25 protein-coding genes and 1 tRNA gene are annotated in these 24,602 nt (G+C 30.8%); 11 read left to right on the forward strand and 15 right to left on the reverse strand.

The annotated features are described in order from the left end of the window. Nucleotides 1–12: 12 nt before the first annotated feature. The 10 genes from MBBWO_RS06595 to MBBWO_RS06640 form a co-directional block, all read right to left on the reverse strand. Nucleotides 13–1,194, reverse strand: a complete 1,182-nt coding sequence (locus tag MBBWO_RS06595; protein ID WP_243408484.1) for a potassium/proton antiporter — start codon at nucleotides 1,192–1,194, stop codon at nucleotides 13–15. Between the two features lie 126 nt (nucleotides 1,195–1,320). Further along, a complete protein-coding gene (gene alaS, locus MBBWO_RS06600; RefSeq protein WP_207771581.1) occupies nucleotides 1,321–4,017 on the reverse strand; it encodes an alanine--tRNA ligase in 2,697 nt (898 codons plus the stop codon). A 240-nt stretch (nucleotides 4,018–4,257) separates the two neighbouring features. Further along, on the reverse strand, nucleotides 4,258–4,563 hold the full coding sequence (gene rpl12p / locus MBBWO_RS06605; protein ID WP_116670105.1) for a 50S ribosomal protein P1: 306 nt from the start codon (nucleotides 4,561–4,563) through the stop codon (nucleotides 4,258–4,260). A gap of 72 nt (nucleotides 4,564–4,635) precedes the next feature. After that, nucleotides 4,636–5,652, reverse strand: coding sequence for a 50S ribosomal protein L10 (locus tag MBBWO_RS06610; protein WP_116670106.1), 1,017 nt, complete (start codon nucleotides 5,650–5,652; stop codon nucleotides 4,636–4,638). After that, nucleotides 5,653–6,291, reverse strand: coding sequence for a 50S ribosomal protein L1 (locus MBBWO_RS06615; RefSeq protein ID WP_116670107.1), 639 nt, complete (start codon nucleotides 6,289–6,291; stop codon nucleotides 5,653–5,655). 179 nt (nucleotides 6,292–6,470) lie between these two features. After that, nucleotides 6,471–6,953: a 50S ribosomal protein L11 gene (locus tag MBBWO_RS06620; protein ID WP_116670108.1), complete on the reverse strand. Its 483-nt coding sequence runs from the start codon at nucleotides 6,951–6,953 to the stop codon at nucleotides 6,471–6,473. Beyond that, nucleotides 6,953–7,420, reverse strand: a complete 468-nt coding sequence (locus tag MBBWO_RS06625) for a transcription elongation factor Spt5 (RefSeq protein WP_116670109.1) — start codon at nucleotides 7,418–7,420, stop codon at nucleotides 6,953–6,955. Before MBBWO_RS06625 ends, MBBWO_RS06620 begins: the two co-directional genes overlap by 1 nt. A 263-nt stretch (nucleotides 7,421–7,683) precedes the next feature. Next, a complete protein-coding gene (locus MBBWO_RS06630; RefSeq protein ID WP_116670110.1) occupies nucleotides 7,684–7,863 on the reverse strand; it encodes a protein translocase SEC61 complex subunit gamma in 180 nt (59 codons plus the stop codon). A gap of 131 nt (nucleotides 7,864–7,994) precedes the next feature. Next, on the reverse strand, nucleotides 7,995–9,134 hold the full coding sequence (gene ftsZ / locus MBBWO_RS06635) for a cell division protein FtsZ (protein WP_116670111.1): 1,140 nt from the start codon (nucleotides 9,132–9,134) through the stop codon (nucleotides 7,995–7,997). A 403-nt stretch (nucleotides 9,135–9,537) separates the two neighbouring features. Next, complete coding sequence (locus MBBWO_RS06640) at nucleotides 9,538–10,104, reverse strand: pyruvate kinase alpha/beta domain-containing protein (RefSeq protein WP_116670112.1); 567 nt, start codon at nucleotides 10,102–10,104, stop codon at nucleotides 9,538–9,540. A 95-nt stretch (nucleotides 10,105–10,199) separates the two neighbouring features. Here MBBWO_RS06640 and MBBWO_RS06645 point away from each other — a divergent pair, with 95 nt between their 5' ends. From MBBWO_RS06645 to MBBWO_RS06675, 7 genes are all read left to right on the forward strand, one after another. Beyond that, a complete protein-coding gene (locus tag MBBWO_RS06645; protein WP_116670113.1) occupies nucleotides 10,200–11,060 on the forward strand; it encodes a coenzyme F420-0:L-glutamate ligase in 861 nt (286 codons plus the stop codon). Nucleotides 11,061–11,204: 144 nt separating this feature from the next. After that, nucleotides 11,205–11,720 carry a transcription factor E gene (gene tfe, locus MBBWO_RS06650; RefSeq protein ID WP_116670114.1) on the forward strand — a complete coding sequence of 172 codons (516 nt, stop codon included), beginning with the start codon at nucleotides 11,205–11,207 and terminating at the stop codon, nucleotides 11,718–11,720. An 8-nt stretch (nucleotides 11,721–11,728) separates the two neighbouring features. Then, the gene (locus MBBWO_RS06655) at nucleotides 11,729–12,220 is read left to right on the forward strand and encodes a TIGR00295 family protein (RefSeq protein WP_116670115.1); all 492 of its coding nucleotides are present in this window, start codon (nucleotides 11,729–11,731) and stop codon (nucleotides 12,218–12,220) included. A 2-nt stretch (nucleotides 12,221–12,222) separates the two neighbouring features. Next, nucleotides 12,223–13,134, forward strand: a complete 912-nt coding sequence (locus tag MBBWO_RS06660) for a DUF5591 domain-containing protein (RefSeq protein ID WP_116670116.1) — start codon at nucleotides 12,223–12,225, stop codon at nucleotides 13,132–13,134. Between the two features lie 134 nt (nucleotides 13,135–13,268). Continuing rightward, the gene (locus tag MBBWO_RS06665; protein WP_116670117.1) at nucleotides 13,269–13,553 is read left to right on the forward strand and encodes an iron-sulfur cluster assembly protein; all 285 of its coding nucleotides are present in this window, start codon (nucleotides 13,269–13,271) and stop codon (nucleotides 13,551–13,553) included. Nucleotides 13,554–13,656: 103 nt separating this feature from the next. After that, nucleotides 13,657–13,731: transfer RNA gene (locus MBBWO_RS06670), tRNA-Ile, on the forward strand. A gap of 140 nt (nucleotides 13,732–13,871) precedes the next feature. After that, on the forward strand, nucleotides 13,872–14,387 hold the full coding sequence (locus tag MBBWO_RS06675; protein ID WP_116670118.1) for an amino acid-binding protein: 516 nt from the start codon (nucleotides 13,872–13,874) through the stop codon (nucleotides 14,385–14,387). Here the strand turns inward: MBBWO_RS06675 and MBBWO_RS06680 are convergent. Next, nucleotides 14,381–14,653 (reverse strand): HypC/HybG/HupF family hydrogenase formation chaperone, encoded by a 273-nt coding sequence (locus MBBWO_RS06680; RefSeq protein WP_116670119.1) that lies wholly within the window; start codon nucleotides 14,651–14,653, stop codon nucleotides 14,381–14,383. The genes MBBWO_RS06675 and MBBWO_RS06680 overlap by 7 nt on opposite strands. A 101-nt stretch (nucleotides 14,654–14,754) precedes the next feature. On the opposite strand from MBBWO_RS06680, the gene MBBWO_RS06685 reads away from it, so the two are divergent. Further along, a complete protein-coding gene (locus MBBWO_RS06685; RefSeq protein WP_116670120.1) occupies nucleotides 14,755–16,056 on the forward strand; it encodes an FAD-dependent oxidoreductase in 1,302 nt (433 codons plus the stop codon). Nucleotides 16,057–16,096: 40 nt separating this feature from the next. On the opposite strand, the gene MBBWO_RS06690 is transcribed toward MBBWO_RS06685, so the two are convergent. The 3 genes from MBBWO_RS06690 to MBBWO_RS06700 all read right to left on the reverse strand — a co-directional run bounded on the left by MBBWO_RS06690 (nucleotide 16,097) and on the right by MBBWO_RS06700 (nucleotide 19,290). Continuing rightward, the gene (locus MBBWO_RS06690) at nucleotides 16,097–17,149 is read right to left on the reverse strand and encodes a glycosyltransferase (protein WP_116670121.1); all 1,053 of its coding nucleotides are present in this window, start codon (nucleotides 17,147–17,149) and stop codon (nucleotides 16,097–16,099) included. Nucleotides 17,150–17,178: 29 nt separating this feature from the next. Continuing rightward, nucleotides 17,179–18,144, reverse strand: a complete 966-nt coding sequence (locus MBBWO_RS06695; protein ID WP_116670122.1) for a cell wall biosynthesis protein — start codon at nucleotides 18,142–18,144, stop codon at nucleotides 17,179–17,181. An 84-nt stretch (nucleotides 18,145–18,228) separates the two neighbouring features. Continuing rightward, nucleotides 18,229–19,290: an mRNA surveillance protein pelota gene (locus MBBWO_RS06700; RefSeq protein WP_116670123.1), complete on the reverse strand. Its 1,062-nt coding sequence runs from the start codon at nucleotides 19,288–19,290 to the stop codon at nucleotides 18,229–18,231. A gap of 60 nt (nucleotides 19,291–19,350) precedes the next feature. Here MBBWO_RS06700 and MBBWO_RS06705 point away from each other — a divergent pair, with 60 nt between their 5' ends. The 3 genes from MBBWO_RS06705 to MBBWO_RS06715 all read left to right on the forward strand — a co-directional run bounded on the left by MBBWO_RS06705 (nucleotide 19,351) and on the right by MBBWO_RS06715 (nucleotide 24,208). Continuing rightward, nucleotides 19,351–20,652 (forward strand): prephenate dehydrogenase, encoded by a 1,302-nt coding sequence (locus MBBWO_RS06705; protein WP_116670124.1) that lies wholly within the window; start codon nucleotides 19,351–19,353, stop codon nucleotides 20,650–20,652. 397 nt (nucleotides 20,653–21,049) lie between these two features. Continuing rightward, a complete protein-coding gene (locus tag MBBWO_RS06710; RefSeq protein WP_116670125.1) occupies nucleotides 21,050–23,239 on the forward strand; it encodes a CDC48 family AAA ATPase in 2,190 nt (729 codons plus the stop codon). Nucleotides 23,240–23,374: 135 nt separating this feature from the next. Beyond that, entirely contained in the window at nucleotides 23,375–24,208 is an 834-nt protein-coding gene (locus MBBWO_RS06715) for a methanogenesis marker 8 protein (protein ID WP_116670126.1), read from the forward strand. Here MBBWO_RS06715 and MBBWO_RS06720 read toward each other — a convergent pair. After that, nucleotides 24,198–24,578: a CBS domain-containing protein gene (locus MBBWO_RS06720; protein WP_116670127.1), complete on the reverse strand. Its 381-nt coding sequence runs from the start codon at nucleotides 24,576–24,578 to the stop codon at nucleotides 24,198–24,200. The genes MBBWO_RS06715 and MBBWO_RS06720 overlap by 11 nt on opposite strands. Nucleotides 24,579–24,602 lie beyond the last annotated feature (24 nt).

Genomic DNA, 24,602 nt, shown 5'->3' on the forward strand with positions numbered 1-24,602 from the left:
TAAAAATTCCCCTTAATCATCTAATAAATTAAAACGTTTTGCCATAAATTTAAGTGTTGAACCTTGTAAAAGTACAGAGATACAAGTTGTAACTAATACTATGTTAAACATCAGATTTGCACCAGGGATTTGATATACGAGCGGATAAAAGGCAAATACAATTGGTACTGCCCCTTTAATACCTGCCCATGAAACAAATGCCTTTGAATTAACATCCACATTAAATGGTGCAAGAGATATTAAAACAGCTATTGGTCTTGCAACAAAGATTATTAAAATGGAAATAAAGACTGCTGGAATAAATACTGAAAACAACTCAGATGGTGTTGTAAATACTCCTAACAATATAAATAATGCAACCTGCATTAACCAAGCAAATCCTTCAAAGAAAGACATTTGAGATTCCTTATTTTTAATATTAGAATTACCAATAATAAGTGCTGCTAAATATACGGCTAAAAATCCATTTCCTCCAACAAACTCTGAGACTGAAAAGGATAGGATAGCTGTTGATAATAATAGCACTGGATAAAGTCCATCAACTGCCAAATGTATTTTTGCAAGTATTTTTGCAAAGAATTTTCCTAAAACAAAACCAAATATTGTACCTAAAACTAATGACTGGATAAAATGAATTACTAAAGTAGAAATAGCCAAATTCGGAACTGTAATTAATTCAATAAAAGATATTACAAGAATATATGCCATTGGATCATTAGTACCACTTTCAAGCTCAAGCATACTGTCCAAGTTATTTTTAATTTTCATATTCTGTGTTTTAAATATTGAAAATACAGCTGCTGCATCAGTAGATGAAATAATTGATCCTAAAAGCAAAGATAACATTAAATCTAAGCCTAACATTAAATGAACTACAATACCTATAATAAATGCAGTTATGACAACTCCAACTGTAGATAATGACAGTCCAGGCTTAACAATTGGTTTCATTAATTTAACCTCAGTATCTAGACCCCCAGAAAACATAATCATAATAAGAGCAAAGATACTTATCGTTTGAACAAGCTCATAGTTATGTACAGTAGAACTAATAAGATTAGAAGTATCTAGAGAAATACCAATGATTAAAAAGACAACTAAAGTTGGAATACCAATTTTAGAAGTAAACCTAGATAAAAAAACACTTCCAATTAATAAAAGTCCTATTGCTAAAAAAATTAAGTTGTGCTCCATAATTTAACCAAACATATAAAAATAAGTAAAAAATTTTAATTATTAATATGTATTTTATTTTTACTTCTATTTAAAAGTTAATTTATATGAAAAAATAGCTAAAAAATTTAAAAAAAGAAAGAAAAATTAATTTTTAATTAAATCTACTGCTTTATCTAATGCAGATTCCATATTTTCTGCCTTAGGTCCAGCACCTTGAGCAAGGGTCAAACGACCTCCACCCCCACCACCAAGTACTTGAGCAGCTTCTTTAATAATATCATTAATTTTTATTTCATTATCAATAGCTTTATTGGAAGCAGAACCAACAATTTTACCATCATTATTTCCAATGATAACAATATCTGCTTTTCCATTGTCTGTGAAATCAGTAGCTATTTTTTGAAGCTCTTTAAAGTCAGCATCAATTAATTCGCGAAGAACGCCTAAACCATTAATTTCACAAACATTGTCAGTTAAAGAGTTCATTTTAAGAGAAGCAATTTGAGATTTTAACTTGTCAATCTCATTTTTCTGTGATTTCCATTCACTAAAGAACCTGTCACATGTTTTAGGAAGTTGATCATCATCTACTTTGAAAATGGCTGAACTTTCTCTTAATAATCTGTTTTCATTTTGTATAGAATCAACAGCAGCTAAACCAGCAGAGAAATCAATTCTTTCAACACCATCTTGAACTCTTTCAGTTTTATTGATTTTGATTGGACCAATAGCACCAGTATTCAATACATGTGTACCAGCACAAGCCTGAACATCTACACCAGGTATTTTTACTACACGAATAATTTTACCAGGAACAATACCTCCCTGATAAAGTTTAAATCCATAAAGCTGTTCAGCTTCATCTCTAGAGTGGAACTGAATATCCAAAGGAATGTTTTCCATTACATATTCATTAGCTCTCCTTTCAATTTCATCAAGTTCCTCTTGAGAAATACGTTTATAATGAGATAAATCAATACGTGACCTGGATACTCCTTTTTGAGCACCTGCCTGCCAGATATGTTCTCCAAGAACTTCACGAGCTGATGCAACAATTAAATGAGTTGCAGTATGATGGCGAGCCAAGGTAATTCTTCTATCCCAATCAATTTTACCAGAAACTGTTTTTCCAACTAAGTCTGCAATATCTCCATCAACATAATGGAGTACTACATTATTAACTTTCTCTGCATAGGTAACATCAAAAGTTTTACCATTATATTCAATAGTACCTAAATCAGAAGGCTGACCTCCACCTTCAGGATAAAATACAGTTCTGTCAAATACTAAAGCCTTTTTACCATCTTTTTCAACTAATCCTAATACTTCAGCATCAAATTCTTTTTGATTGAAGTCTTTATAGAATAACAAATCAGTTTCAGGATAATCAATCTCAAAACTTTCCTTTTTGTTAGATTTATCAACTTCATGTTCATTAGCTACTAAAGTAAAGAAATTATCTGGAATATTAACTTTAAAGTCTAAAGAATTAGCTATTTCTTCAACAGTTTCAGGAGGGAGTCCATGAGCATCATATAAATCAATAAGCATGTCTAAAGGCATTTCACTTTGACCATCTTTTTTAAGTTTCTTAATAGACCTTTTAACAGTGCTTCTTCCTTTATTGATAGTGGTTTGATATCTTTCTTCTTCAAGAGAAATAATATTCATAATATGGTCCTTAGATTCCTCAATTTCAGGATAAAATTTAGTTAAGAAATCAAGTTGGATAGCCATTACATCAGCTAAGGATTCTTTCATATTCAACTCTTTCATGAAACGAATAGTTCTTCTTAAAACTAATCTGGCCAAATAACCTTCTTTTACATTAGATGGAATAATACCATCAGTTAACATGAAAGCAAGACAACGAGTATGATCTGCAATTATATAAATAGCTTCCATAGGCTCTGCAAATTCTAATAATTCATCTAAAGTAAGGCCTAAACTATCAGCTACTTTCTGACGTAACTCTTTTAAATCCCCAATATCTTCAATATCCATCATTCCAGCTATCTGAGCATTACGTCCTAAAATATCTTCATTAAGAGTAACGCCAGTTAATTCTTTTAATTTATCAATAACTGGACCGAAACATGCATCATAAGCAGTTGGAGTACCTTGAGAAATCCAAGCTATTCTTTCAAGTCCATAACCAGTATCCACAACTTTAATTGGGATTTCTTCCATTTCTCCATTTTCTAAAGTTTTATATTGGATAAAAACCAAAGTAGCTAGTTCAACACCTCTAACACAGACTTCATAACATGGCCCTTCATTACCTCCACCTCTCCACCAGGATTTAATAAAGGTAATCTCTTCAGTATTTATTCCAATGTATTTGAAAAACTCATGACAAAGTCTTATAGTCTCATCTTCCCAATAAATAAAGTCATCTTCAGTATTGATAACAGTATGAGTACCCATTGTAAAACAAGTCATATGTCTACCAGTTCTTCCAACATTATCAACATCATTAAGACGGACAGAAGGTTGAGCTAATTCAAGAGGATTAGCAGGAGGTTTAACTAAACCAGAAGTTACCCAAGGTTGGAAACAGAATATTGATGCACCAACTAAAAATACATCATCCCTCCATCTTTTGGCTAGTATTGGATAACGAGGTATATGAGTGTGACCTTCTTTTTCTAAAAATTCTCTAAAAACTTGTTGAATTTCATACAAAGTGTAAGGTTTATCTGTTGCAGGATTTCCAATGAACTCATATTCATCACAAGGAGCATCCCCACATGTATCCCTTTCAACTTGTGAATAAAACTCATTACCACAAGTTTTACATGTTTGTTTTATATATCCAAGTTCTTTAAAAATTTCAACCATAATAATCAAATCATAAACAGTATATTATGATTTAATATTTGATTTTTTTATAATAAATATTTTAGTTAATATTAAAAAGAGCTACTAAAATTTCACACTTTAAAAATAGAATAATAATCAAATCTAAAAAAAAATCATTTAAATGAAAAAATAAGTTTTAAAATTGGTTAAAAATAGTTATAATCGAATAATTACTTAAAAATAATTTAAAAAAAGAATAAAAAGAGAAGGATAGAAAATCTATCCGAATAAAGCACCTAAACCAGCTGCTGCTTCTTCTTCAGCTGCTTCTTCCTCTTCTTCCTCTTCTTCTTCCTCTTCTTCAGCTGCTGCTTCAGCTACAGGAGCTGCTGCTACAGGAGCTGCTGCCATTGCAGAGGTTTCCATAGCTTCTTCGATGTCAACATCTTCTAAAGCTGCGATTAATGCTTTGATTCTAGCATCATCTGCTTCGATACCTGCTGCTTCAATAATACTTTTAACGTTTTCTTCATTAATGTCTTTTTCTGCACTGTGCAAAATCATTGCCGCATAAATATATTCCATGTTAAATCACCATTTAGTTTATAATTTTAATTTTTGTAAGGTTTTATAATATAAAAAATTTTAATTAATTATCTAACCGAAGAGAGCCCCTAACCCAGCTGCTGCTTCTTCTTCTGCATCTTCTTCAGGTTCGTCCTCAGGTTCATCATCTGCAGGTTCAGCTTCTTCAACTACTGCAACAGTTGCACTAGCTGCAGCACTGGAAACTTTTTCTGCTAATTCTTCATCTAATGCACCTTCAACATCAGCTACAAGTGATGCTAAGGATAACATTTTAGCCTGAGCTAAACCAATTAATGGTTCAGAAGTTTCAGAAGTCATTATGCCTCCTTCCATAGCAACGTTAATTGCTCTGTTGTAAGCGAGACTAATAATTGTGGAAATTGTTTCTTCTGTAGGTATAGCTGCATTAACAGATAAATTAAATGCTCTAGTAAATGCACTTTGAATATCAGCTAATGTTTCTTCCTCATCGATTGCGAGTACATCAGAAGTATAAATTGCTTCATCTTCATATACTGCTTTTAAATCAATTCCTACTTCCATTGGGTTAATATCCATTCTAGATAAGGTACTAGCTACTTCTTTGGATACTTCTTCCCCTGCTTCTACAAGAACAGTTTCTTTAGAAACAACAATTTTTCCTTTATCAATTCTAGCAGGAATACCAACTTGTTGTAATTCACCGAGGAATGGACCTGGTTCAAAACCAGTATCTCCTTCAGGTATAATAATATCATCAGTAGCAATAGATCCTGGTTTAGCAGGAGCTGCAGTTTTGCTATCTTCTAATATTTTGTATAATTTGAAAGGATTCATTTCGGTTGCAATAACAGCAACTTGACCATCCATATAATCAGATAATCCAACAATATTGGTTTTATCAGCATTACAATCTTCAAGAGCTAAATCAATAAGGTTCTTTTTAGACATTCTTATTACAGCTTTACCATTAAGGGATTTTCTCATTTCTTGGAGCTGTTTTGCTGGAATGTTTAATAAATCAACAATACCAACAACATCATAAGAATCTATTAACCCTTTGAGTTCGCTAACTTCTTCTTTTTTCCATTCAGCAACATGAGCCATCTAAATCACCCTCACAGTAGGACCCATAGTTGTTTTAATAAACATGGATTTTATTTGACTTCTTCCTTTATCTAACTGGCGGTCTAAGACAGTAAGAACAGTTTCAATATTTTCAGCTAATTCTTCGTCGGACATATCTTGACTTCCAACGATAACTTGAATAGAAGGTTGTTGTTTAATACCAACTTTGATAGTGCTTTGTAATCTTTCTAAAAGAGGATCTAATTTGATACTAGCTGGCACTGGTTTTGGCATTTTATTACGAGGACCTAAAATTGGACCTAAAAATCTACCAACAAGTGGCATCATATCAGCTTGAGCTATAAAGAAATCAACAGAGTTTGCAGCACTTTTTGCTTGTTTTCTGTCTTTTCCTAAAGCTTCTAAATCATCTTTGTTTATTACAAGAGCGACACCAGCATCTTTAGCTTGAACAATAAGTTCCCCGTCAGCAATGACTCCGATTTTTACATCTTTACCACGGCCGTTAGGAAGAGTAACTTCCTCATTAAACCTATTTTCTGGTTTTTTGACATCTAAGTCACGAACATTAATAATCATGTCCACTGACTGAGTGAAGTTTCTCGGCTTTGATTGTTCTTTTGCCTCCTTCACCGCTTCTAATACTTCTTGTGTCATTATTTTCCCCCATGAACATTAGTTCATTGGTTATTTTAAATTTGGTTTCATGAGTATCGATTTAAGAATAATCTTTCTCGATTGCATGAATAAAAACAGTATATCAATTATAACAAATCATTATAACATCATATACACTGTCATATAAGTTTAAATTTTAAATTTATAAAGCAGAATATTTATTCTACTAAAATATCATCATATTTTCCTGCATCAACATCTTTTTGTGCTTCTCTAGGATCTTTACCATCAACAGAAAGTCCCATACTGACACAGGTTCCCATTACTTCTTTGACTCCTGCTTTGTAATCATTTGCAAGTAAAGAATCAAATTTCATTCTTGCGATTTTTAAAGCTTTGTCAATTGGTAAATCATTTACAATATCTAAACCTGGTTCGTGAGAAGCTTTTTCAATGCCAAGCTCTTCCATAATAAGTGATGTAGTTGGAGGAGTACCAATTTCAATATCGAATTCTTTAGTATCTCTATCAATGATAACTTTAACAGGCACTTTCATTCCTGCAAAGTCAGCACTTTTATTATTAATTTCTTCAACTACTTGCATCATATTAATACCGAAAGGGCCTAATGCTGGGCCTAATGGAGGTCCCGCAGTTGCGCTTCCACCTTCGATAAGAACTTCAACGGTATCTTTAGCCATTAGTCAGCCTCCTTTTGAATGATTCTAATTTGATCAGCTTTAACAGTAACCGGAATTGGCACTGCTGCTTCTATTAACTCGAGAACTACTTCTTCACGTGACTCATCAATACGAACCACTTTTGCTCTTTCTCCTTTGAAAGGACCAGAAATAAGCTCAACAATACTTCCTTTTTGTATTGAAGAAATAATAGGTTCTGGTTTTAAGAATCTTTTTGCCTCTTCAAAGGTAATACCATGTTTACCTTCCACAACACCTCTTAAATGTTGTACTTTAAGGTCAGGATTTCTTAAATCAATTTTAGTTGAAGATTCAACTAATATATAACCTTTTAAAGACTCTGGGACAAGAATAGCTGAAATACCAATACCAGACACTTGTGCTTTACGAGAAAGTAATCTGGCAACATTTCTTTCTTGGCCAACAGATGTTTTAAGAGCATATATGGAATTATTAGTATCTTCCATGAAAAATTCACCTATTTTAAATATTTCTACTTGTTAATAAAATCATAAATTTAAGTTATAAGTTATTATAAAACCTTTGATAATACAAGATCTAAAATCCTGAAAAAATCATATTTTTATAATGCTTATATCTATATAAAAAGTAATATATAAACTTTTCAAAAAAATATAATTTTAAAATAAAATTAAATTATTACAATAAATTTTACTATAATTATTAAAATGAAAAAATATTGGAATTTAAAAGTATTAATAATTAAATATTATAATCCAATTAATTGACTTATTAAAACAATAACAAAACCAATAACCCCAATTACAACAATTCCAAGAGCAGTGATCTTAGAAAAATCAAGATATTCAGAGCCATCAGGTTTTCTAGCTACTTTTAATACTCTTTTACAATCTTTCCATAACTTATCTAAGTTTTCTTGTACATTCATATAAATCCCAATAAAAAATACTCATAAATAAATTGAACAGAATTATAATAAAATATAGTAATATTTTAATTATTCACTTTTATAATAAATAAAGTTTTCGATTAAAAATAAAAAAAAGAATATTGAAAGAATTAGAATATTCCATCAATAAAATCATCTAAGTTATCATCAGCATTGTTAGCTGAATCTACATTGCCATCTTCATCAATGAATTCATCATCATCAGAAGTATATTCAGATTGGATACCAGAAACAACAATAGTTGTTCTTAAGATATTACCTAAGCTTTCATCAATTTGTGCACCCCAGATAATATTTGCTTCTGGATCTAATTTATCAGCAACAACTTGAACGATTTTTTCAGATTCTTGTAATGTTAAATCAGAACTAGCTGAAATGTTAATTAAAGCACCAGTAGCGTTAGATACATCAATATCTAATAAAGGACTGCTTAAAGCTTCATGTACAGATTCTAAAGCTCTGTCACCAGAGTCAGATTCACCCATACCAATCATAGCCATTCCTGATCCTTCCATAATAGATCTAATATCTGCGAAATCAAGACTGATTAAACCTTGTTTGGTAATCAATTCAGTGATTCCTTTAACTGCTCTTCCTAAAATTTCATCGGAAACCATAAATGCTTTGTTTAAAGGAAGGTTAGGTGCCACTTCTAATAATTTATCATTTGGAATAACAATAACTGTATCAGCAGCTTCTTTAAGTTTAGCTAAACCTTCTTCAGCATTTTCTCTCCTTCTAATTCCTTCTGCTGAGAAAGGCATAGTAGCTACAGCAACAGTTAATGCACCAGTTTTTTTAGATAATTTTGAAATAATTGGGGCTGATCCTGTACCTGTACCTCCACCAAGACCACAGGTTACAAATACCATGTCTGCACCATCTAATTCTTCTCTGATTTCATCTTCACTTTCTTCAGCACATTCTTCACCAATAGATGGTTCTCCACCAGCACCAAGACCACCACAGGTTTGTCTTCCTAATAAAATCTTTTTAGAGGATTGACTGTAAAATAAATCTTGAGCATCAGTATTAACAGTAATTGTAGTAGCTCCTTCAATACCCATTTCATTTAATCTTGAAATGGTGTTGTTACCAGCTCCACCAGCACCAACAACGAATATTTTAGTCTTATTTCCTTCAATAATATCTACTAAACCATCATCAATATCTGAAGAAACTTTTTTTTCTGGTTTTTTCTTTTCCATTCTCTTTTCAGATTCTTTAATTGCATCATCTATAAATTTCACGAATTAACCCCACACATACTATGCATTAATATTGTTAACTATTTCTATAAAAACTAATATTTAAATGCAACTATAACCTTATTTTAGATAATTCATATTAAATAGAAGCCTTAAAATAGTTAAATTTCAATTATTAATATTAATAATTACATGAATGTAATTAAAACATTAAATCAAATAATGAATATTAAACATGTCTCCCCTAAGTTAATTTTAAAATAAATTAACGACGAATAATATGTTATTCTTAAAAAAAATATAATTTAAAGCATAAAACTACAAATTATAGCATGAAAATAAATTATATAAAAAAATGAATTAAAATGATTTTCTCTCATTTTTTCAAATAACTTATTAACATGACATGAGCTATTTAAATTTTTTGATTAAATAGAAAAATTATTTATGGTCTTGGCATTGCTAAGATTTCATGGAACCTTAAATCAAAAACACCAGTCATATTAGCTGGAGTTAAAATAGCTGCAGAATCTACTCCTTTTGCTCTACCACCAATAGCTAAAACTTCTTCACCAACAGGAATTAATCCAGCATCAGCGGCCATTATTGAAATTTCAGCACATACTTTAATTCCATGTGAAAACATACGTAAAGTATCAGCTATTATATCTATTGGCGAATATCCACCATATTTATTTGTAATTCCTCTTCCAACACCGCTAAGTGCATGGGAAGCTATTACAGTTGGAATTCCCCTTTCTTCCAATTTTTCAATCATTTCTTCAGAAATATCTAAAGAATTTGGCCCACTAAACCCTGCATGATGAGTTACATTAATAATATTTATATCATCATTTAATGCATCAGCCAGTTTCATTGCAGATTCACCAGAAGCTGAAGCAATAACTACATTTTTAATTGTAGAATCTGCCAATCTTTCTTTAACTATATTAATAAGATCATCAGTATTGTCCACACCTTCTTTTTCGAAATAAGTTATTTGATTACTCATAATAAAACCTCAAAATTTTAGTAAAATACTTATTTAATAAATTTATCATTAATTTATTATATAATTAATTCAAATTACCTAAAACTAATGATTTTATGACTAATAATGGACTTGAAAATATAAAATACAAAGAAATAGATGGCTATTATGTAATCCCCATAGAAACTGGATATATAAAACCTAATGGCAGTTTAAATCCTATTATTGAACCTGCCACAAAGCTAATGAGAGATGGAGATTACTTAGTTATAGCTGAAACACCAATATCCGTTTCACAAGGACGATTAGTTGATGAAGCCAAATATAAACCTGGTCTTAAAGCTAAATTCCTTGCAGTAATCTGGAGTAAATATATCTGGGGGTATATTTTAGGCCCTCTTCTTAAAATTAAAAAGAGAACAATAAAAAACCTAAGAAAACTACCTAAAGAAACAAGTGCACATAAAGAGGTTGTTTTACAATTATATGGATGGAAACATGCTTTAAAACCTGCTTCTGAAGCTGGAATTGATTTAAGTAATGCACCAGGAACTAGTGTATCATTACTTCCAGAAAATCCAGAAGAAGTTGCAAAAAGCCTCAAAAAGAAGATTAATAAAGATGTTACTGTAATGATAATTGACACTGATGCAACATATATGAAAAATGGACATTACTTTACAGGCCTTCCAATAGCTATTGATGGAATTGAAGCAAATAAAGGAGTTATTGGATATGTTAAAGGTCAGTTAAGTGAAAATATGGGATCTACACCACTAGGATGTTCCAGAAAAATTAGTGTTGAAGAAGGTTTAAAAATAGCTAATATTGCTGAAGAATATCAAAAATCATTAGACACAGCAATGCCAACAATACACAGCGTAAAATCTGTTTTAAATGTGGATGGCGGAGTTGTTACTGTTGAAGACCTTGACTCAATAACTCATACCCCAGCAGTTATTCTTAGAAAAAAATAATATTTTCTAATTAAAGAAACATAAAATATATAACACTATAAAACCATATAAATAATAATATAATGAATTATAATTCAAGTTTTATTTTTTAAAAAAAAATGCTTCTTCATCAAAGAAGACATAATAATTAGTCGAGGAAATTAAATGTTAGATGATCCGTTAGTAAAACCTTTTTTAACAAATGTAGTTGAAGATGAATCCAATTTACCAATTATTGAATGCTTGATTGATGGCGTTGAAACAGATGAGGAAATTGCTGAAAAAACAGGTATCAGATTAAATTTAGTTAGAAAAATCCTCTATAAATTATATGATTTGAAATTAGCTAGTTATAAAAGAAGTAAAGATCCGGAAACACAATGGTTCACTTACTCTTGGAAATTTGAAAAAGATGAAGTTGTGAAACATATACGTGAAGCTTGTGAAGCTGATGTAAAACATTTTGAAGAAGCATTAAACGAAGAAGAAAATAATATGTATTTCATTTGTCCACAAGGACATGTAAGATTTGATTTTAACACAGCATCTGAATATGAGTTCATTTGTCCTGAATGTGGAGAAGAAATGGAATTCTTTGATAATGAAGAACAAATTAATCAATTAAAAGATATTATTGAAAATATTAAACTTAATTTAGATAATTTCAATAAAAAACATTAAACAGAACAATGAATGAAGAAATAAAACTTTTAAAAAAGGTTAATTGTCCTGAAAATGTTATTGAACACTGTAAAGCCGTTTGCATGAAATCTATGGAAATGGCTTCTAATTTTAAAAATGTGGATTTAGATCTTCTCCAGAAAGGATCATTATTACATGATATTGGGAGAAGTGAAACCCACAGCATCCAACATGCCATAAAAGGTGTTGAAATAGCTAAAAAATATGGTTATGATGAATCTGTTTGTAATATCATTGAAAGGCATATTGGTGCAGGAATTACTAGAAAAGAAGCTATTAAATTAGGTCTTCCAGAAAAATCTTATGTTCCAGTTACACTTGAAGAAAAAATTGTTGCACATAGTGATAACCTTATAAGTGGAACAAAACCTGTAGATTTAGAATTTGTTATAAATAAATGGCGCAAAAATATGGATGACCCTGAAGAAAATATAAAAAGATTAATAAAACTTGATGAAGAGTTAAAAGGTGGAAATTAAATATGAAAGTAATTTGTTCTAGTGAAGAATCCCTTTATCGTCCAGAGGCTGTAAGATGGAGAGAAAGAATGCAACTTATGAAGCCAATTGGTGATACAGTTGTTCTTTTACCATGCAGTATGAAAAAACCTTATTCTAACTCAAAATCACATATGAAATTTAGAAAAGTTACTCGCTCATTTCAGGAACTTATTATAACTTCACCATTTGGTATCTGTCCAAGAGAACTTGAAGAAACATTCCCAATACAATCTTACGATGTTGCAGTTACTGGAAACTGGTCACAGGATGAAATTGATGAATCTGGAAAAATATTAAAGGAATATGTTAAAGGAAAAACTGTTGTAGCTCATGTATCTGGCGGATATGAAGAAGTATGTAGACAATATCTTGATGACTGCATCTATACTTGTGTTGATGGAAAACCAACATCTCCAGATTCAATTTATAATCTTAGAATGGAATTAAAAAACCATCCAAAAATAAATAGAAGGCAGAAAGTTCTAAATAAGCTCAAATCAATAGCTGTTTACCAATGGGGAGAAAAAGCAAGTGAATTCATTCCTGAAGATGTGAAAACAAAAGGACAATTTCATAAAAAGATTTTATCTGGAAATAAACAGTTAGCTATGTTAAATATGCATCAAGGCCTTTATACTCTTAATTTAGAAGGAGGCCGTGTTCTTAAAGATTTGGGAATCAATATTGTCAATATTGATTTTGATTTAAAAACCAATACTGTTTTTGCACCTGGAATTGAAAGTGCAGATCATAACATTATCCCTCAAGATGAAGTTGTTGTTGTTCGTGGCGATGAAGTTGTTGGTGTTGGAAAAGCTGTTATGACTGGCCGTGAAATGGAAGAATGTGATAATGGAATTGGTGTGAAACTTAAACATCGTGTAAAAAATTAAATAAATATATCAATAAAACGAGTATTATTCAACAAAAAAGAAAAGAATTTAAATATTATAAATTTAAATAATTATTACAATGTTAGAGAAAGCTAACATAAAATAAACCTATATAAAATTCTAGGAGACAATTTATGTCAGAAGATTTAGTTAGTGATGTTAGAGATGCTATTTCTGTAATTAATGATCCACATATGGGAGTAAGTATTGTAGAAATGGGCATTGTACAAGATATTAGTGTAAATAACTCTGAAGCTAAAATTACTCTTAAACCAACAAATCCTGGTTGTATGAGTATTGCTCGCGTTGCAGCTGATACAAAAATTATGGCTGAAAAAGTTGAAGGTATTGAAAAAGCTGAAATTATTGTTGAAGGGCATGCAATGGCAGATTCAATAAATGAAATGATTAATAAATAATCATTCAAAAAAAGTTGTAATTACCCCCAATAACCGAAAGAGTTATATATAGGTAATTACAAACTATTAATTACTGTGTTATGCAGTAACGTATTTTTCATATAGGCTAGTGGCACAGCTTGGTTAGCGCGCTCGGCTGATAACCGGGAGGTCATGGGTTCGAATCCCATCTAGCCTACTACTTTTAATTATTTAACTATTTTTAAAGATTTTTTTCAATAACATAACTATTTTATCGGCTTTTTTAAGATTATTTTAAATTCAAAACATTTAATAATCAGATACTCAAAAAATAAGATTGATGTACAAAATATAGGAGTGTTGTTGAAAATGTGGGAACCCCTAAATGAGAAATTTAAAAAATATCCTGCAAGAATGAGAGTTGCACAAAAGATGATTGAACTTGGATTAAGTCTTAAAGATGACGGGAAAATCTATTGTGGTAACTTAAAAATAAGTGATAATGCACTAGCTAATGCAGCAGATGTTGACAGAAGAGTTATTAAAGCAACAACTGAAGTTATAGAAAATGATCCAGATTTATCAAATATATTTAAAAATATTATTCCAGCTGGTACTTTACTTAAAAATATAGCTAAAAATCTCAACTTAGGAGTAATAGAAATTGAAGTAACTTCTGAAAACGAAGGAATTTTAGCTGCTGTAACAGAATTAATTTCAGAAAAAAAGGTTAATATTAGACAGGCCTATGCAGATGATATTGAAACAAAAGAATTTCCTCTTTTAACAATAATTACTGAAAATCCTGTCCCAAGTGACATAATTAAAGAGTTTTTATCTATAAAAGGAGTTAATAGAGTTTCAATTTATTGAAAATCTTCCATCCTTGCCTTTTCCATTTCTTTATCTTCTTCTTCAAGAACATCTAAAAGTTCTTCCCATGCTTCTAAAGATTCTTTAGCAGCTTCTTCAGTTAATTTTTCAATTGCATATCCTGCATGAATAAGAACATAATCCCCAATTTCCACATCAGGTAAAAGACTTATTTTAGCTTCTTGTCTAACTCCACCAAAATCAGCAAATAAGCTTCCTTCTTCTTTATTAATTTCTACAACTTTTGCAGGTGCTGCTATACACATAATTAATTACCTCTCTTAAAACTAATTTATAAAAAAATATATTTAATTCGTATAAGAATATACTATTAAATATATATAAAACTATCTATACAGGTGTAAAAATGGATAATATAATTATTGGATCAGGTCCTTCTGGAAGATTAGCTGCCCTTCAGCTTGGAAAATTAGGACAAAAGGTTAAATTAATTGAAAAAAAGCATATTGCAGGTACTTGTTTAAATGAAGGATGTATGGTCATATGTGCTTTAACAGACGTTACTAAATTTATTGAAACAAATAACAGATTTAATAAAAGAGGATTCATCAAAAGTCAACTTGATGTTTCCTATGATAAGATTGTTGAGAAAATCAAAGAAACACAAACAATGCTCAGGTCCATAAACCAGGAAGAATGTGAAGCTGCAGGAAACGAACTTATTTATGGTGAAGCGAAAATCGAAAATGAAGAAGTCATTGTAAATAATGAATCTTTTACCTATGATAATCTTTTAATAGCTACTGGAGCCCGCCCATTTATTCCAGATATTGAAGGTAATGAATACGGATTAACAAGTTCTGATATATTGAATTTAGATGACATTCCAAAACAGCTAAACATTATTGGTGGTGGAGTCATAGCTATTGAAGTTGCAAATATTTTCTCTAAACTAGGCAGTGAAGTTAACCTATTTGCAAGAAGTACCGTTCTAAAAGATATAAAAGATGAAGATGCTACCAGCTATATTTTAAAACATTTAATTCCTGAAATCAACATACATGAACATGTTAATGTGGATAAATTAACTAAAAACAAACTTGTTCTTGAATCTGGTGAAGAATTTGAAGGAAAATCTCTTTTTGCAACTGGAAGAATACCAAATTCTGAAATAGCTGAAGGAATTGTAGAACTTAACCCAAATAAAACAATAAAAGTTAATGAAAGAATGCAAACTAATGTGGATAATATATATGCTGCAGGTGATGTAACTGGAGGAATTCAACTAACACCAATAGCTAGAATGGAAGGCATTTGTGCTGCAAGAAATATGGCAAACTATCCAAATAAAATAAGTTACAACTCAGTTCCTCAAACATTAAACCTTAACACAGAAGTGAGCTTTGTTGAAAATGAAAAAATAGATGAAAACCATGAAATTGTAGACATTGGATTTCCTGGAATTGCAGGTCCTGGAAACTTCTGGACTATAATGGATGGTGAAACAGGTTTTACAAAAGTATCCTTTGATGCAGACGACAATAAAATAAAAAGAATAACTTCAATATCACCATCTTCAGTTAGTGATGTTGCCTACTTATCATATATCATGAGAGAGGATTATGATTTAAATGATTATGATGATTTTATTGAAATACACCCATCAACTGATACAAACTATAAAATCATTAAAAATATGTGGTTATAAATAAAAAAAAGAAAGTTTTGTGGTTTAAATCCCACATTATCTATTTTTTAACAGCTTCTAAAATTTTATCTGCTAAAATTTCTTTAGAATGAACTAAATTAGAAGAATACTTTTTAGAAGCTTCTTTTAAACTGTCTAAATTATTTAAAGCTTCCATGATTTTTTCATTGGATTCATCTAGCTCTGATTCTATTACTGCTCCTTCAAAGATTCCTGCCATATTATGGTATCTTCCCCATTTTACACGAGTAAGTGCAACAGTCGGAAGTTCACATGCTACAGACTCTTCAACCATCAATCCATCATCAGTTAACACGGCTAAATCAAGAAAGGCATACAAATCTTTTAACCAGTCCACATAACCTAAATAAATAATATCATTATGTAATCCATCTAAATAATCCTCTTTTAAAGGAAGACCTATTAAAAGAAGGTTATATTCACCATTAGCATATTCTGCAAATTTATTAGCAGCATCAATTATTCCTTTAAATATAGAAGATCCTGATGAAAAAAGAATAGTTTTCTTATTTTCATCAAAAAGAGGTTCCTCTTTTAATTTTCTAAAAGCAACATCAGCATTCCCCTCATTTACATCAGCATTAATTGGGAAATAAGTTTTTTGAATATTATCTGGAAGAACCTCTTGCCTAAATAAGCTAGTTTCAGGTAATGCAAAACATGGATTAAACTTAGAACAGACTTTAGAATCAAGAGGAGTGCATATAACAGATGCTGCAGGAGTGTTTGATAATTTTGCACCAACAGAACCTACAATAGCTCCCCCACCAATAACTCCTACAATAAAGTCAACATCTAATTTCTTAATTAACCTTCTAACTTTAAATGTCGCAGTTAACATTTTAAAAGCGGCTTTCATAGCACTAAGTTTAGTTGCTGCATGACCTCCAGCTTGAGGAATTTTAATCTTATGCCAAGTATACCCTTTTTTCTTAAATAAAACACCAGGAGAGTTTTCATCAAGAGCTAATTCACATTGAACTCCACGTTCTTCCAATGCCCTAATAACATTCAGTGTAACAACTGCATCTCCACCTAAACCTCGTCCAGCCATTAATATTAATGCTTTCATAATACCCTCCATTAGCAGATTTATTAAATTTAATTCATTCTCCTTAAATCTACACGTTTATTTTTTCTTAAACCAACATTTTCATGTGTTGCATATGGATTATATAATAATCTTCTAAATCCTAATTGTATTAATATATCATTATCTATTATAGGTTGCTCATTTTTTAAGATGATTCTTCTAATCAAATCACCAAGACCCCCACCAGTTAAAACATCCATAAAATAATCCCCAAATGTTGGATTTGGAATATTTAATTTCTGTCTAAGGAATATTCTTAAGGTACTTCTTCTTACAAATGCAGTAAGACAAACAGTTATAATAAAGAATAATATTAACCACCAGAAACCACCAATTAAATAAAAAGCAATTCCTAAAGCTACAGCAAAGGAATGGTTACCTACTTCACCAAGCATTATTTTTCCTGAGAAATCTAAAGGACAATATCCTAAACAGGTAACCAATATAAGTAATGGTGTGTAAATAGCAGGTAATTCTTCAATTGGAGCTGTACCCACAATTAACATAGCAATTACAGTTAATATTGACATTATAATAGTAACCATACAACAAGATCCTGGTTGCATATCTGAAATGTTAATCGGTTGAACAAGTAATGCTATAAAAATAGCTGCCCATCCTAAATCCATATATAAACCAGTAATCATAACCGCAAGAATTCCAATACCCCTAGAAAGTTGACCCCACTCAATACCAATAAAAGGAATCTCTTTTCTTCCAAGAATATCATCAATTAAAGCAAAAATACCTATTATTAAAACAAGATTATTATAAGCAGGTAGCATCAAAAAGATTAAAATTAAAAATGGAACTAATCCAACTGCACGAGGAATTCCCCCACGAACATTAGGGAATAAGTTACCTAAATATCCTCTTTTACCTAAAAATCTAAATACAATGTCTAATGCCATTGTACCCACGACTGATAAAATAAAAATTATAATAAAAGCCGTAATTGTTGATTCATACATCATAATAATCCCTATTTAAAAAGTGTTTAAAAAATAATTAATTTTTTATCTTAGTTATAAGTTATACTTGTTTATATTATTTATATCTTAAGATAAAGGATAACGTAGAATAGCTGCAAGACCACCTAAACTTTTAAGTTGCTCTCCACCTTCATGTTGTGAGCTTATAACGATTACTTCGCCTTTCATATTCTCTACAATTTCCATATGGTTTATCATATCCTTAGTTGGAACAACAGTATCAAGAATTAATAATTTTTCAACAGCACCCATATTTATAGCATCAATAACCTCTTTTTCACCATAAACAGCCATTGAAGAGTTCTTAGCTATTTCTGTTAGTAAATCGTTTACAGCCCTTATCTCTAAGGAAATTCTGTTTTCAACAGTGAGTTTTTCAACAGTCCCCTTTTTAAGAACTTCCTGAATACCTACCCTTCCTCCAGAACCAGTACTTTCAAGAATAGCCTTTTTAGCTAAATCACTATGTTTATCTTTGAGAAATTCAAAGAAATCATTTTTAACAAAACCTGGACCTGCAATAATAATATTCTGGAGGTTTTCAAATTTGGAAATGGAATCAACAACCTGCTCATAAAAGAATTGAACTTTTTTATTTCTATTTTTATCAATAATTCTTTTTCCAGAAATACCTCCATGTATAGGACCATAATATTCAAGTCCATATTGCCTCATTAACCCGATAGTTGCAACATCATCTTCTAAAACAATGATAATAGCACTTAACTTTTTGGAAGACTCCATAGCTTGTTTAACCCTATTTACTGCATATTTAGACCATTTTTCCTTTTTGATAACTAAAGGAGTGTTTAATTTTACTTCCAAAGTATGATGAGAACCTAAAGGAATTAGATCTTCAGGACCTCTTGTAATTACACCAGTCAACCTTAATTTTCCTGTAAAAATATGAAAACTAATACTTTCAACATCAATTCCTAAGAAAAATGTTTTTTTAACTCCCCTGTCACTCCTTAATTTGTCTCCAGCAGTATCCTGAATACGGCGTGTTGTTTTAGATGATACATTATCTCCAACTTCAACAATATGAGATAAATGCCATAAATCATCTAATATTTCTGGAACTACTTCCATAATCCCATCTTTTGTATCTTGTTTTACGATTTTCATACTTTCACAATTTATTTCCTTTTAATTATTTATATATAATACTTAATTTTAAAATAATTACTGATTAAAATGAATATTGGAATAATTGGTGGAAGTGATGGATTAGGAAAAACCTTAATTTATCATTTAAAAGATGAATTTAATGTTGCATTTAGTGGAAGAGATCATAATAAAGGTATGAAAGTAGCTAATGAAACTAACACTACCTATTATCAATCTAACACTGAACTAGCTAGTGATAGTGATATAGTTATTGTATCTGTCCCTATTCATTATACAAATGATGTAATAAGAGAAGTAGCTCCTTATATGAAAGAAGGTTCCCTTATGCTTGATGTCACTTCAGTTAAGGAAATTCCAAGTGAAACTATGCGTGAAGCACTTGGCGATGATATTGAATACATTCCAACACACCCAATATTTGGGCCAAGAACAACCGAATTAGATAATCAAGTAATTGTTTTAACTCCAGATAAAAAAGGTAAATGGTATCCTAAAGTCTTCAATTACTTAAAAAATAAAAATATGAGAGTAATTGAAACTACAGCTAAAAATCATGATTATATGATGAGCATAGTTCAAGTTTTGACTCATTTTTCCTTTATTTCAACAGCTTCAGCAATGGAAAAGCTAAAAATAGATATCCATGAAACTGAAGATTACGAAAGTCCAATATACAATTTAATGATTGATGTAATTGCAAGGATAGCTGCTCAAAATCCATTTTTAACTTATTACATCCAATCCATGAATAACAATGGAGAAAAAATTAGAAATGCTTTTGCAGATGCAGTAATTGAACTTAGAGATGCAGTTAACTCAAATAGTGAAGAAACATTTGTTGAAATAGTTAACAGAGCAACTAAAAACTTAGGAGATATTCAGGGAGCTTTAGGAAGAAGTGATAAAGCGATTAATTCCTTAAGTCATGAAATAACTCTCCTCCATGAATTAAAAGGCCATGAAGTTGGCTTAAAACACATATATTCTGGAAAAATACACACTGGAATACTGAAAAGTGTTGATAAAGACTGGGTAATTTTAGATAACAAAAAACAATTAAGAACTGCAAATGTAGAGATTTTATCTCCTGAAGAACTTTACCAATGGAAAGTAGATAACTACGAACATAAAATCGAATCCATTAGCTGTTCCTTTAAAGACATTGTGAATAAGGAAGTTATTGAAAAAACAATAGCTAATATTGACAATGTGATTTCTGTAGAGCTTGTTGATGTTTATAATGGACCTCAAATAGAAAAGGAACATATCAGTTTAACTTTTAAAGTTGAAGCATTAAATAAAGAAGCTATTGATGAAGTTAAATCCTTATTAACCGGATTTGGTGGAATCATACGCTAATTAATTTTTAATATTTTTTCTTTTTTAATAAAATCATATCCTTAATTTTTATCTAAAACTTGTTTTAATAAATACGAATAAATCTAAAAATTAAAACTTATTAAAATCAACTACTTTTTAATATAATTAACATAAATTAATTATATAAAATAAATATCGAAGTTTTAATATAAAAATAAATAAAATACATAAATATAGCTATTTGTAATCAAAATAAACTTTTTAAAATTAAAATAACAAAAATTAAGAAAACCGAAAAGTATATATATTAGAAATGAACTATATTAAAGTAACTCATAGTAACTTTAAGTGTTATGAGTTAAATTCACAATTACAAAAATAGCATTTTATGAATTATAAATGTTATTGTTATCAATTTAAAGGAGATTTGATTAAAATGGCAAAAGATGAAATGACTTTAAAAGTTGCAGAATCTTTATCCCAAAAAGATATCGGTCAAGGTATCGCTAGATTAGATCCAAATGTAATGGATGATTTAGGAATACACGAAAGAGATCTTATTGAGATTGTAGGAGAAAGGAAAACAGCTGCAATTGCGCTCCCATCCCAAACAGACATTGGTTTAGGAGTAATAAGAATCAATGGTATGACCCGTAAAAATTGTGGTGCTTCAATTGGTGAAGAAGTAACAGTTAAAAAAACCACCGCTGTAGAAGCTAAAAAAGTAGTATTAGCTCCAATTGATACCAACATTCGTGTTCAAGGTGATATTAGTAGATTATTTATGGGCAAAGTAATGGTTCAAGGAGATATTGTCCAGACTAAAATTAGAACAAGGCCAAATCTTGGAAGTGGCTTTGATAGCATCTTTAATAATATGATGAACATTTCCCCAATGCCTGAACTTAAATTTGCAGTAGTTTCAACTAAACCAAATGATGTAGTTATCATTGGACAAGGTACAGAAGTAGAATTGCATGAAAAACCAATAGATGTATCCAAACTTGAAGGTGTAAGTAACTTAGTTGATGTAAGCTACGATGACATTGGTGGACTTAAAGAAGAAGTTAAAAAAGTAAGAGAAATGATTGAAATTCCTCTTAAAAATCCAGAACTCTTTGAAAGATTAGGTATTGCACCACCTAAAGGAGTTTTAATGCATGGTCCTCCAGGAACAGGTAAAACCTTACTTGCAAAAGCAGTTGCAAGTGAAAGTGATGCTCATTTCATTGCAATAAATGGGCCAGAAATTATGAGTAAATATGTTGGTGGATCTGAAGAAAACTTAAGAGAGTACTTTGAAGAAGCTGAAGATAATGCGCCTTCAATCATATTTATTGATGAATTAGATGCAATTGCTCCTAAAAGAGAAGACACTCAAGGAGAAGCGGAAAGGAGAACCGTTGCTCAATTACTTACCTTAATGGATGGTCTTAAATCCAGAGGACAAGTAGTAGTTATCGGTGCAACCAATAGACCAGATTCTCTTGATCAAGCATTAAGAAGACCTGGAAGATTTGATAGGGAAATCGAAATTGGTGTTCCTGACCAAGAAGAAAGAAAAGAAATTCTAGAAATACACACTAGAAACATGCCTCTTGAAGAAGGTATAGACTTAACTAAATTAGCTAATTCAACCCATGGTTTTGTAGGAGCTGATTTAGAATCCCTATGTAAAGAAGCAGCAATGAGAGTTGTTAGAAGAATTATTCCAGATATTAAAAATGATGGAGAAATTCCAGAAGAAGTCTTAAAAGAATTAGTAGTAAAAGCTGAAGATTTCAAAGCAGCTCTTAAAGAAATTCAACCATCTGCATTAAGAGAAGTTCTTGTAGAAGTTCCTAATGTAAAATGGGATGATATAGGAGGTCTAGGTGAAATAAAACAAGAGTTAAAAGAAGCAGTAGAATGGCCATTAAAATACCCAGAGAAATTCCAAAAATTTGGAATAAGGCCACCTAAAGGAACATTACTCTACGGAGTTCCAGGAACTGGTAAAACCTTACTTGCAAAAGCGGTAGCTAATGAAAGTGAAGCAAACTTTATCTCTGTCAAAGGTCCTGAATTACTTTCAAAATGGGTAGGTGAATCAGAAGCTGGAATTAGGGAGATCTTTAGAAAAGCTAAACAAACTGCACCTACTGTAATCTTCTTTGATGAAATTGACTCTATTGCAAGTAGCCGTAGTAACCAAGATGGAGACAGCGGTGTTACCAAAAGAGTTGTTAACCAACTATTAACTGAAATGGATGGTTTAGAAGAATTAGAGGATGTTGCAATAATTGCTGCTACAAATAGGCCAGATATCATTGATGCAGGGTTAATGAGACCTGGAAGATTTGATAGACATATTAAAGTAGATGTTCCTAATGAAGAAGGAAGGTTAGCTATCTTTAAAGTTCATACTCAAGATATGCCTCTTGCCGATGATGTTTCCCTTGAAAGATTAGCTAAGGAGACTGAAGGCTATGTTGGTGCAGATATCGAAGCTGTATGCCGTGAAGCTGCAATGCTAACATTAAGAGACAATATGGATTCAGAAAAAGTATCCAACAAATTCTTTAAAGAAGCTATAGAAAAAGTAAAACCTTCCAAGTCAGAAAGTGACATGGTCCAATACATGTAAAAACACAACATTAAATCTCCATAATATGCAAAAAAAGTGAAATAGTCTTTAATTAGACTATTTCACAACACACACTTTTTTTATAGAAACACTTAATAGATATATCTGACATATTTTTTCCTAGAGGTGTTTTATATGGATGAACATATAATAGACGGTCTAGGAAAAAGTATAATCACAATTAGAGATGGAAAAGTAATTAATGTTACAGAACCCAAAGTTAAATATTGTCCTTTATTTGATCATCAGAGAGGGATTAAAGAAATAACTAAAGAAGAAGTTAAAAACAATATGGAATTCAGAATAAAAGACTTTGGGATGTGTACAAAAAATAGACAACTTAAAATGAAAGATTATCTGTCTTTTGGTATTTCTGAAATTATAAGCACATTAATAGAAAAAGAAATCATTGATTGTGCAGTGATGGTTTGTGAAGGCTGTGGAAGCTTACTTGTTTTTGAAAGTGAACTAGTTCAAGGAATTGGTGGTCGAGTTTCAGGTCTTGTTAAAACTAGCCCCATTCCAGAATTAATTGAAAAGTTAGGTTCTGAAAATATCGTTAATCCTGAAACTGCAGAAATTAATCAGATAGCTGGAGTAAAAAAAGCTATTGAAAAAGGATATAAAAATATAGCTGTAACAATTGCACTAGCTAGTGATATTGAAGAAATTAACAGGCTGAAAAAAGAAAACTCCAATGTAAATATCTATGTTTTTGTTGTTCATACCACTGGAGTAAGCCCAGAAGATGCAAGAATTTTATTTGATAACTGTGATGTAGCAACAGCCTGTGCATCTAAAAACTTACGTGAAATTGGAGATAAAGAAAGTTTAAAAACAGTAGGCCAATCAATACCTATTTATGCAAAAACAGAAAAAGGAAAAGAGTTTTTAGAAGTGAGACTTGAAAAAATTGGTGGAGAAAAACCAAAAAAGGACAATCCAGATTTACCTTACCCTATGGTTTAAACATATTAGCAACAGCCTTTATAATGCAGCTTTGTGTTACTAAACCAATTAAATTTCCATCTTCAACAACAGGTATTCTTTGAAGACCTGTTTCACTCATTATTTTTGAAATTTCAATTACAGAAGTGTCTCTTTCAGCTGTAACTAAATCTTTAGTCATTAAATCTTTAATTTTTAAAGTTACAACTTCATTTCCTGCCCATAAAACATCTCTATGAGTAATAATCCCAACTAATTTTTCACCATCCACAATTGGAAGAGCACCAATATTAGAACGGAACATTTTTAATTTACAGGCAGCAACTAAATCATTAGGATTTCCAACGATTACATTTTCCAACATAATGTCTTCAGCTGATAATGTTATCATATATTTATTTAAAGAAATAAGTAA

This window comes from Methanobrevibacter woesei, assembly GCF_003111605.1.
Taxonomy (GTDB): domain Archaea; phylum Methanobacteriota; class Methanobacteria; order Methanobacteriales; family Methanobacteriaceae; genus Methanocatella; species Methanocatella woesei.

Bases quoted from the DNA above. Each gene is read 5' to 3' on its own strand.
- MBBWO_RS06595 (WP_243408484.1), bottom strand. From the start codon at position 1,194: ATGGAGCACAACTTAATTTTTTTAGCAATAGGACTTTTATTAATTGGA.
- alaS (WP_207771581.1), bottom strand. From the start codon at position 4,017: ATGGTTGAAATTTTTAAAGAACTTGGATATATAAAACAAACATGTAAA.
- rpl12p (WP_116670105.1), bottom strand. From the start codon at position 4,563: ATGGAATATATTTATGCGGCAATGATTTTGCACAGTGCAGAAAAAGAC.
- MBBWO_RS06610 (WP_116670106.1), bottom strand. From the start codon at position 5,652: ATGGCTCATGTTGCTGAATGGAAAAAAGAAGAAGTTAGCGAACTCAAA.
- MBBWO_RS06615 (WP_116670107.1), bottom strand. From the start codon at position 6,291: ATGACACAAGAAGTATTAGAAGCGGTGAAGGAGGCAAAAGAACAATCA.
- MBBWO_RS06620 (WP_116670108.1), bottom strand. From the start codon at position 6,953: ATGGCTAAAGATACCGTTGAAGTTCTTATCGAAGGTGGAAGCGCAACT.
- MBBWO_RS06625 (WP_116670109.1), bottom strand. From the start codon at position 7,420: ATGGAAGATACTAATAATTCCATATATGCTCTTAAAACATCTGTTGGC.
- MBBWO_RS06630 (WP_116670110.1), bottom strand. From the start codon at position 7,863: ATGAATGTACAAGAAAACTTAGATAAGTTATGGAAAGATTGTAAAAGA.
- MBBWO_RS06640 (WP_116670112.1), bottom strand. From the start codon at position 10,104: ATGAGTAATCAAATAACTTATTTCGAAAAAGAAGGTGTGGACAATACT.
- MBBWO_RS06645 (WP_116670113.1), top strand. From the start codon at position 10,200: ATGACTAATAATGGACTTGAAAATATAAAATACAAAGAAATAGATGGC.
- tfe (WP_116670114.1), top strand. From the start codon at position 11,205: ATGTTAGATGATCCGTTAGTAAAACCTTTTTTAACAAATGTAGTTGAA.
- MBBWO_RS06655 (WP_116670115.1), top strand. From the start codon at position 11,729: ATGAATGAAGAAATAAAACTTTTAAAAAAGGTTAATTGTCCTGAAAAT.
- MBBWO_RS06660 (WP_116670116.1), top strand. From the start codon at position 12,223: ATGAAAGTAATTTGTTCTAGTGAAGAATCCCTTTATCGTCCAGAGGCT.
- MBBWO_RS06665 (WP_116670117.1), top strand. From the start codon at position 13,269: ATGTCAGAAGATTTAGTTAGTGATGTTAGAGATGCTATTTCTGTAATT.
- MBBWO_RS06680 (WP_116670119.1), bottom strand. From the start codon at position 14,653: ATGTGTATAGCAGCACCTGCAAAAGTTGTAGAAATTAATAAAGAAGAA.
- MBBWO_RS06685 (WP_116670120.1), top strand. From the start codon at position 14,755: ATGGATAATATAATTATTGGATCAGGTCCTTCTGGAAGATTAGCTGCC.
- MBBWO_RS06690 (WP_116670121.1), bottom strand. From the start codon at position 17,149: ATGAAAGCATTAATATTAATGGCTGGACGAGGTTTAGGTGGAGATGCA.
- MBBWO_RS06695 (WP_116670122.1), bottom strand. From the start codon at position 18,144: ATGATGTATGAATCAACAATTACGGCTTTTATTATAATTTTTATTTTA.
- MBBWO_RS06700 (WP_116670123.1), bottom strand. From the start codon at position 19,290: ATGAAAATCGTAAAACAAGATACAAAAGATGGGATTATGGAAGTAGTT.
- MBBWO_RS06710 (WP_116670125.1), top strand. From the start codon at position 21,050: ATGGCAAAAGATGAAATGACTTTAAAAGTTGCAGAATCTTTATCCCAA.
- MBBWO_RS06715 (WP_116670126.1), top strand. From the start codon at position 23,375: ATGGATGAACATATAATAGACGGTCTAGGAAAAAGTATAATCACAATT.
- MBBWO_RS06720 (WP_116670127.1), bottom strand. From the start codon at position 24,578: ATGATAACATTATCAGCTGAAGACATTATGTTGGAAAATGTAATCGTT.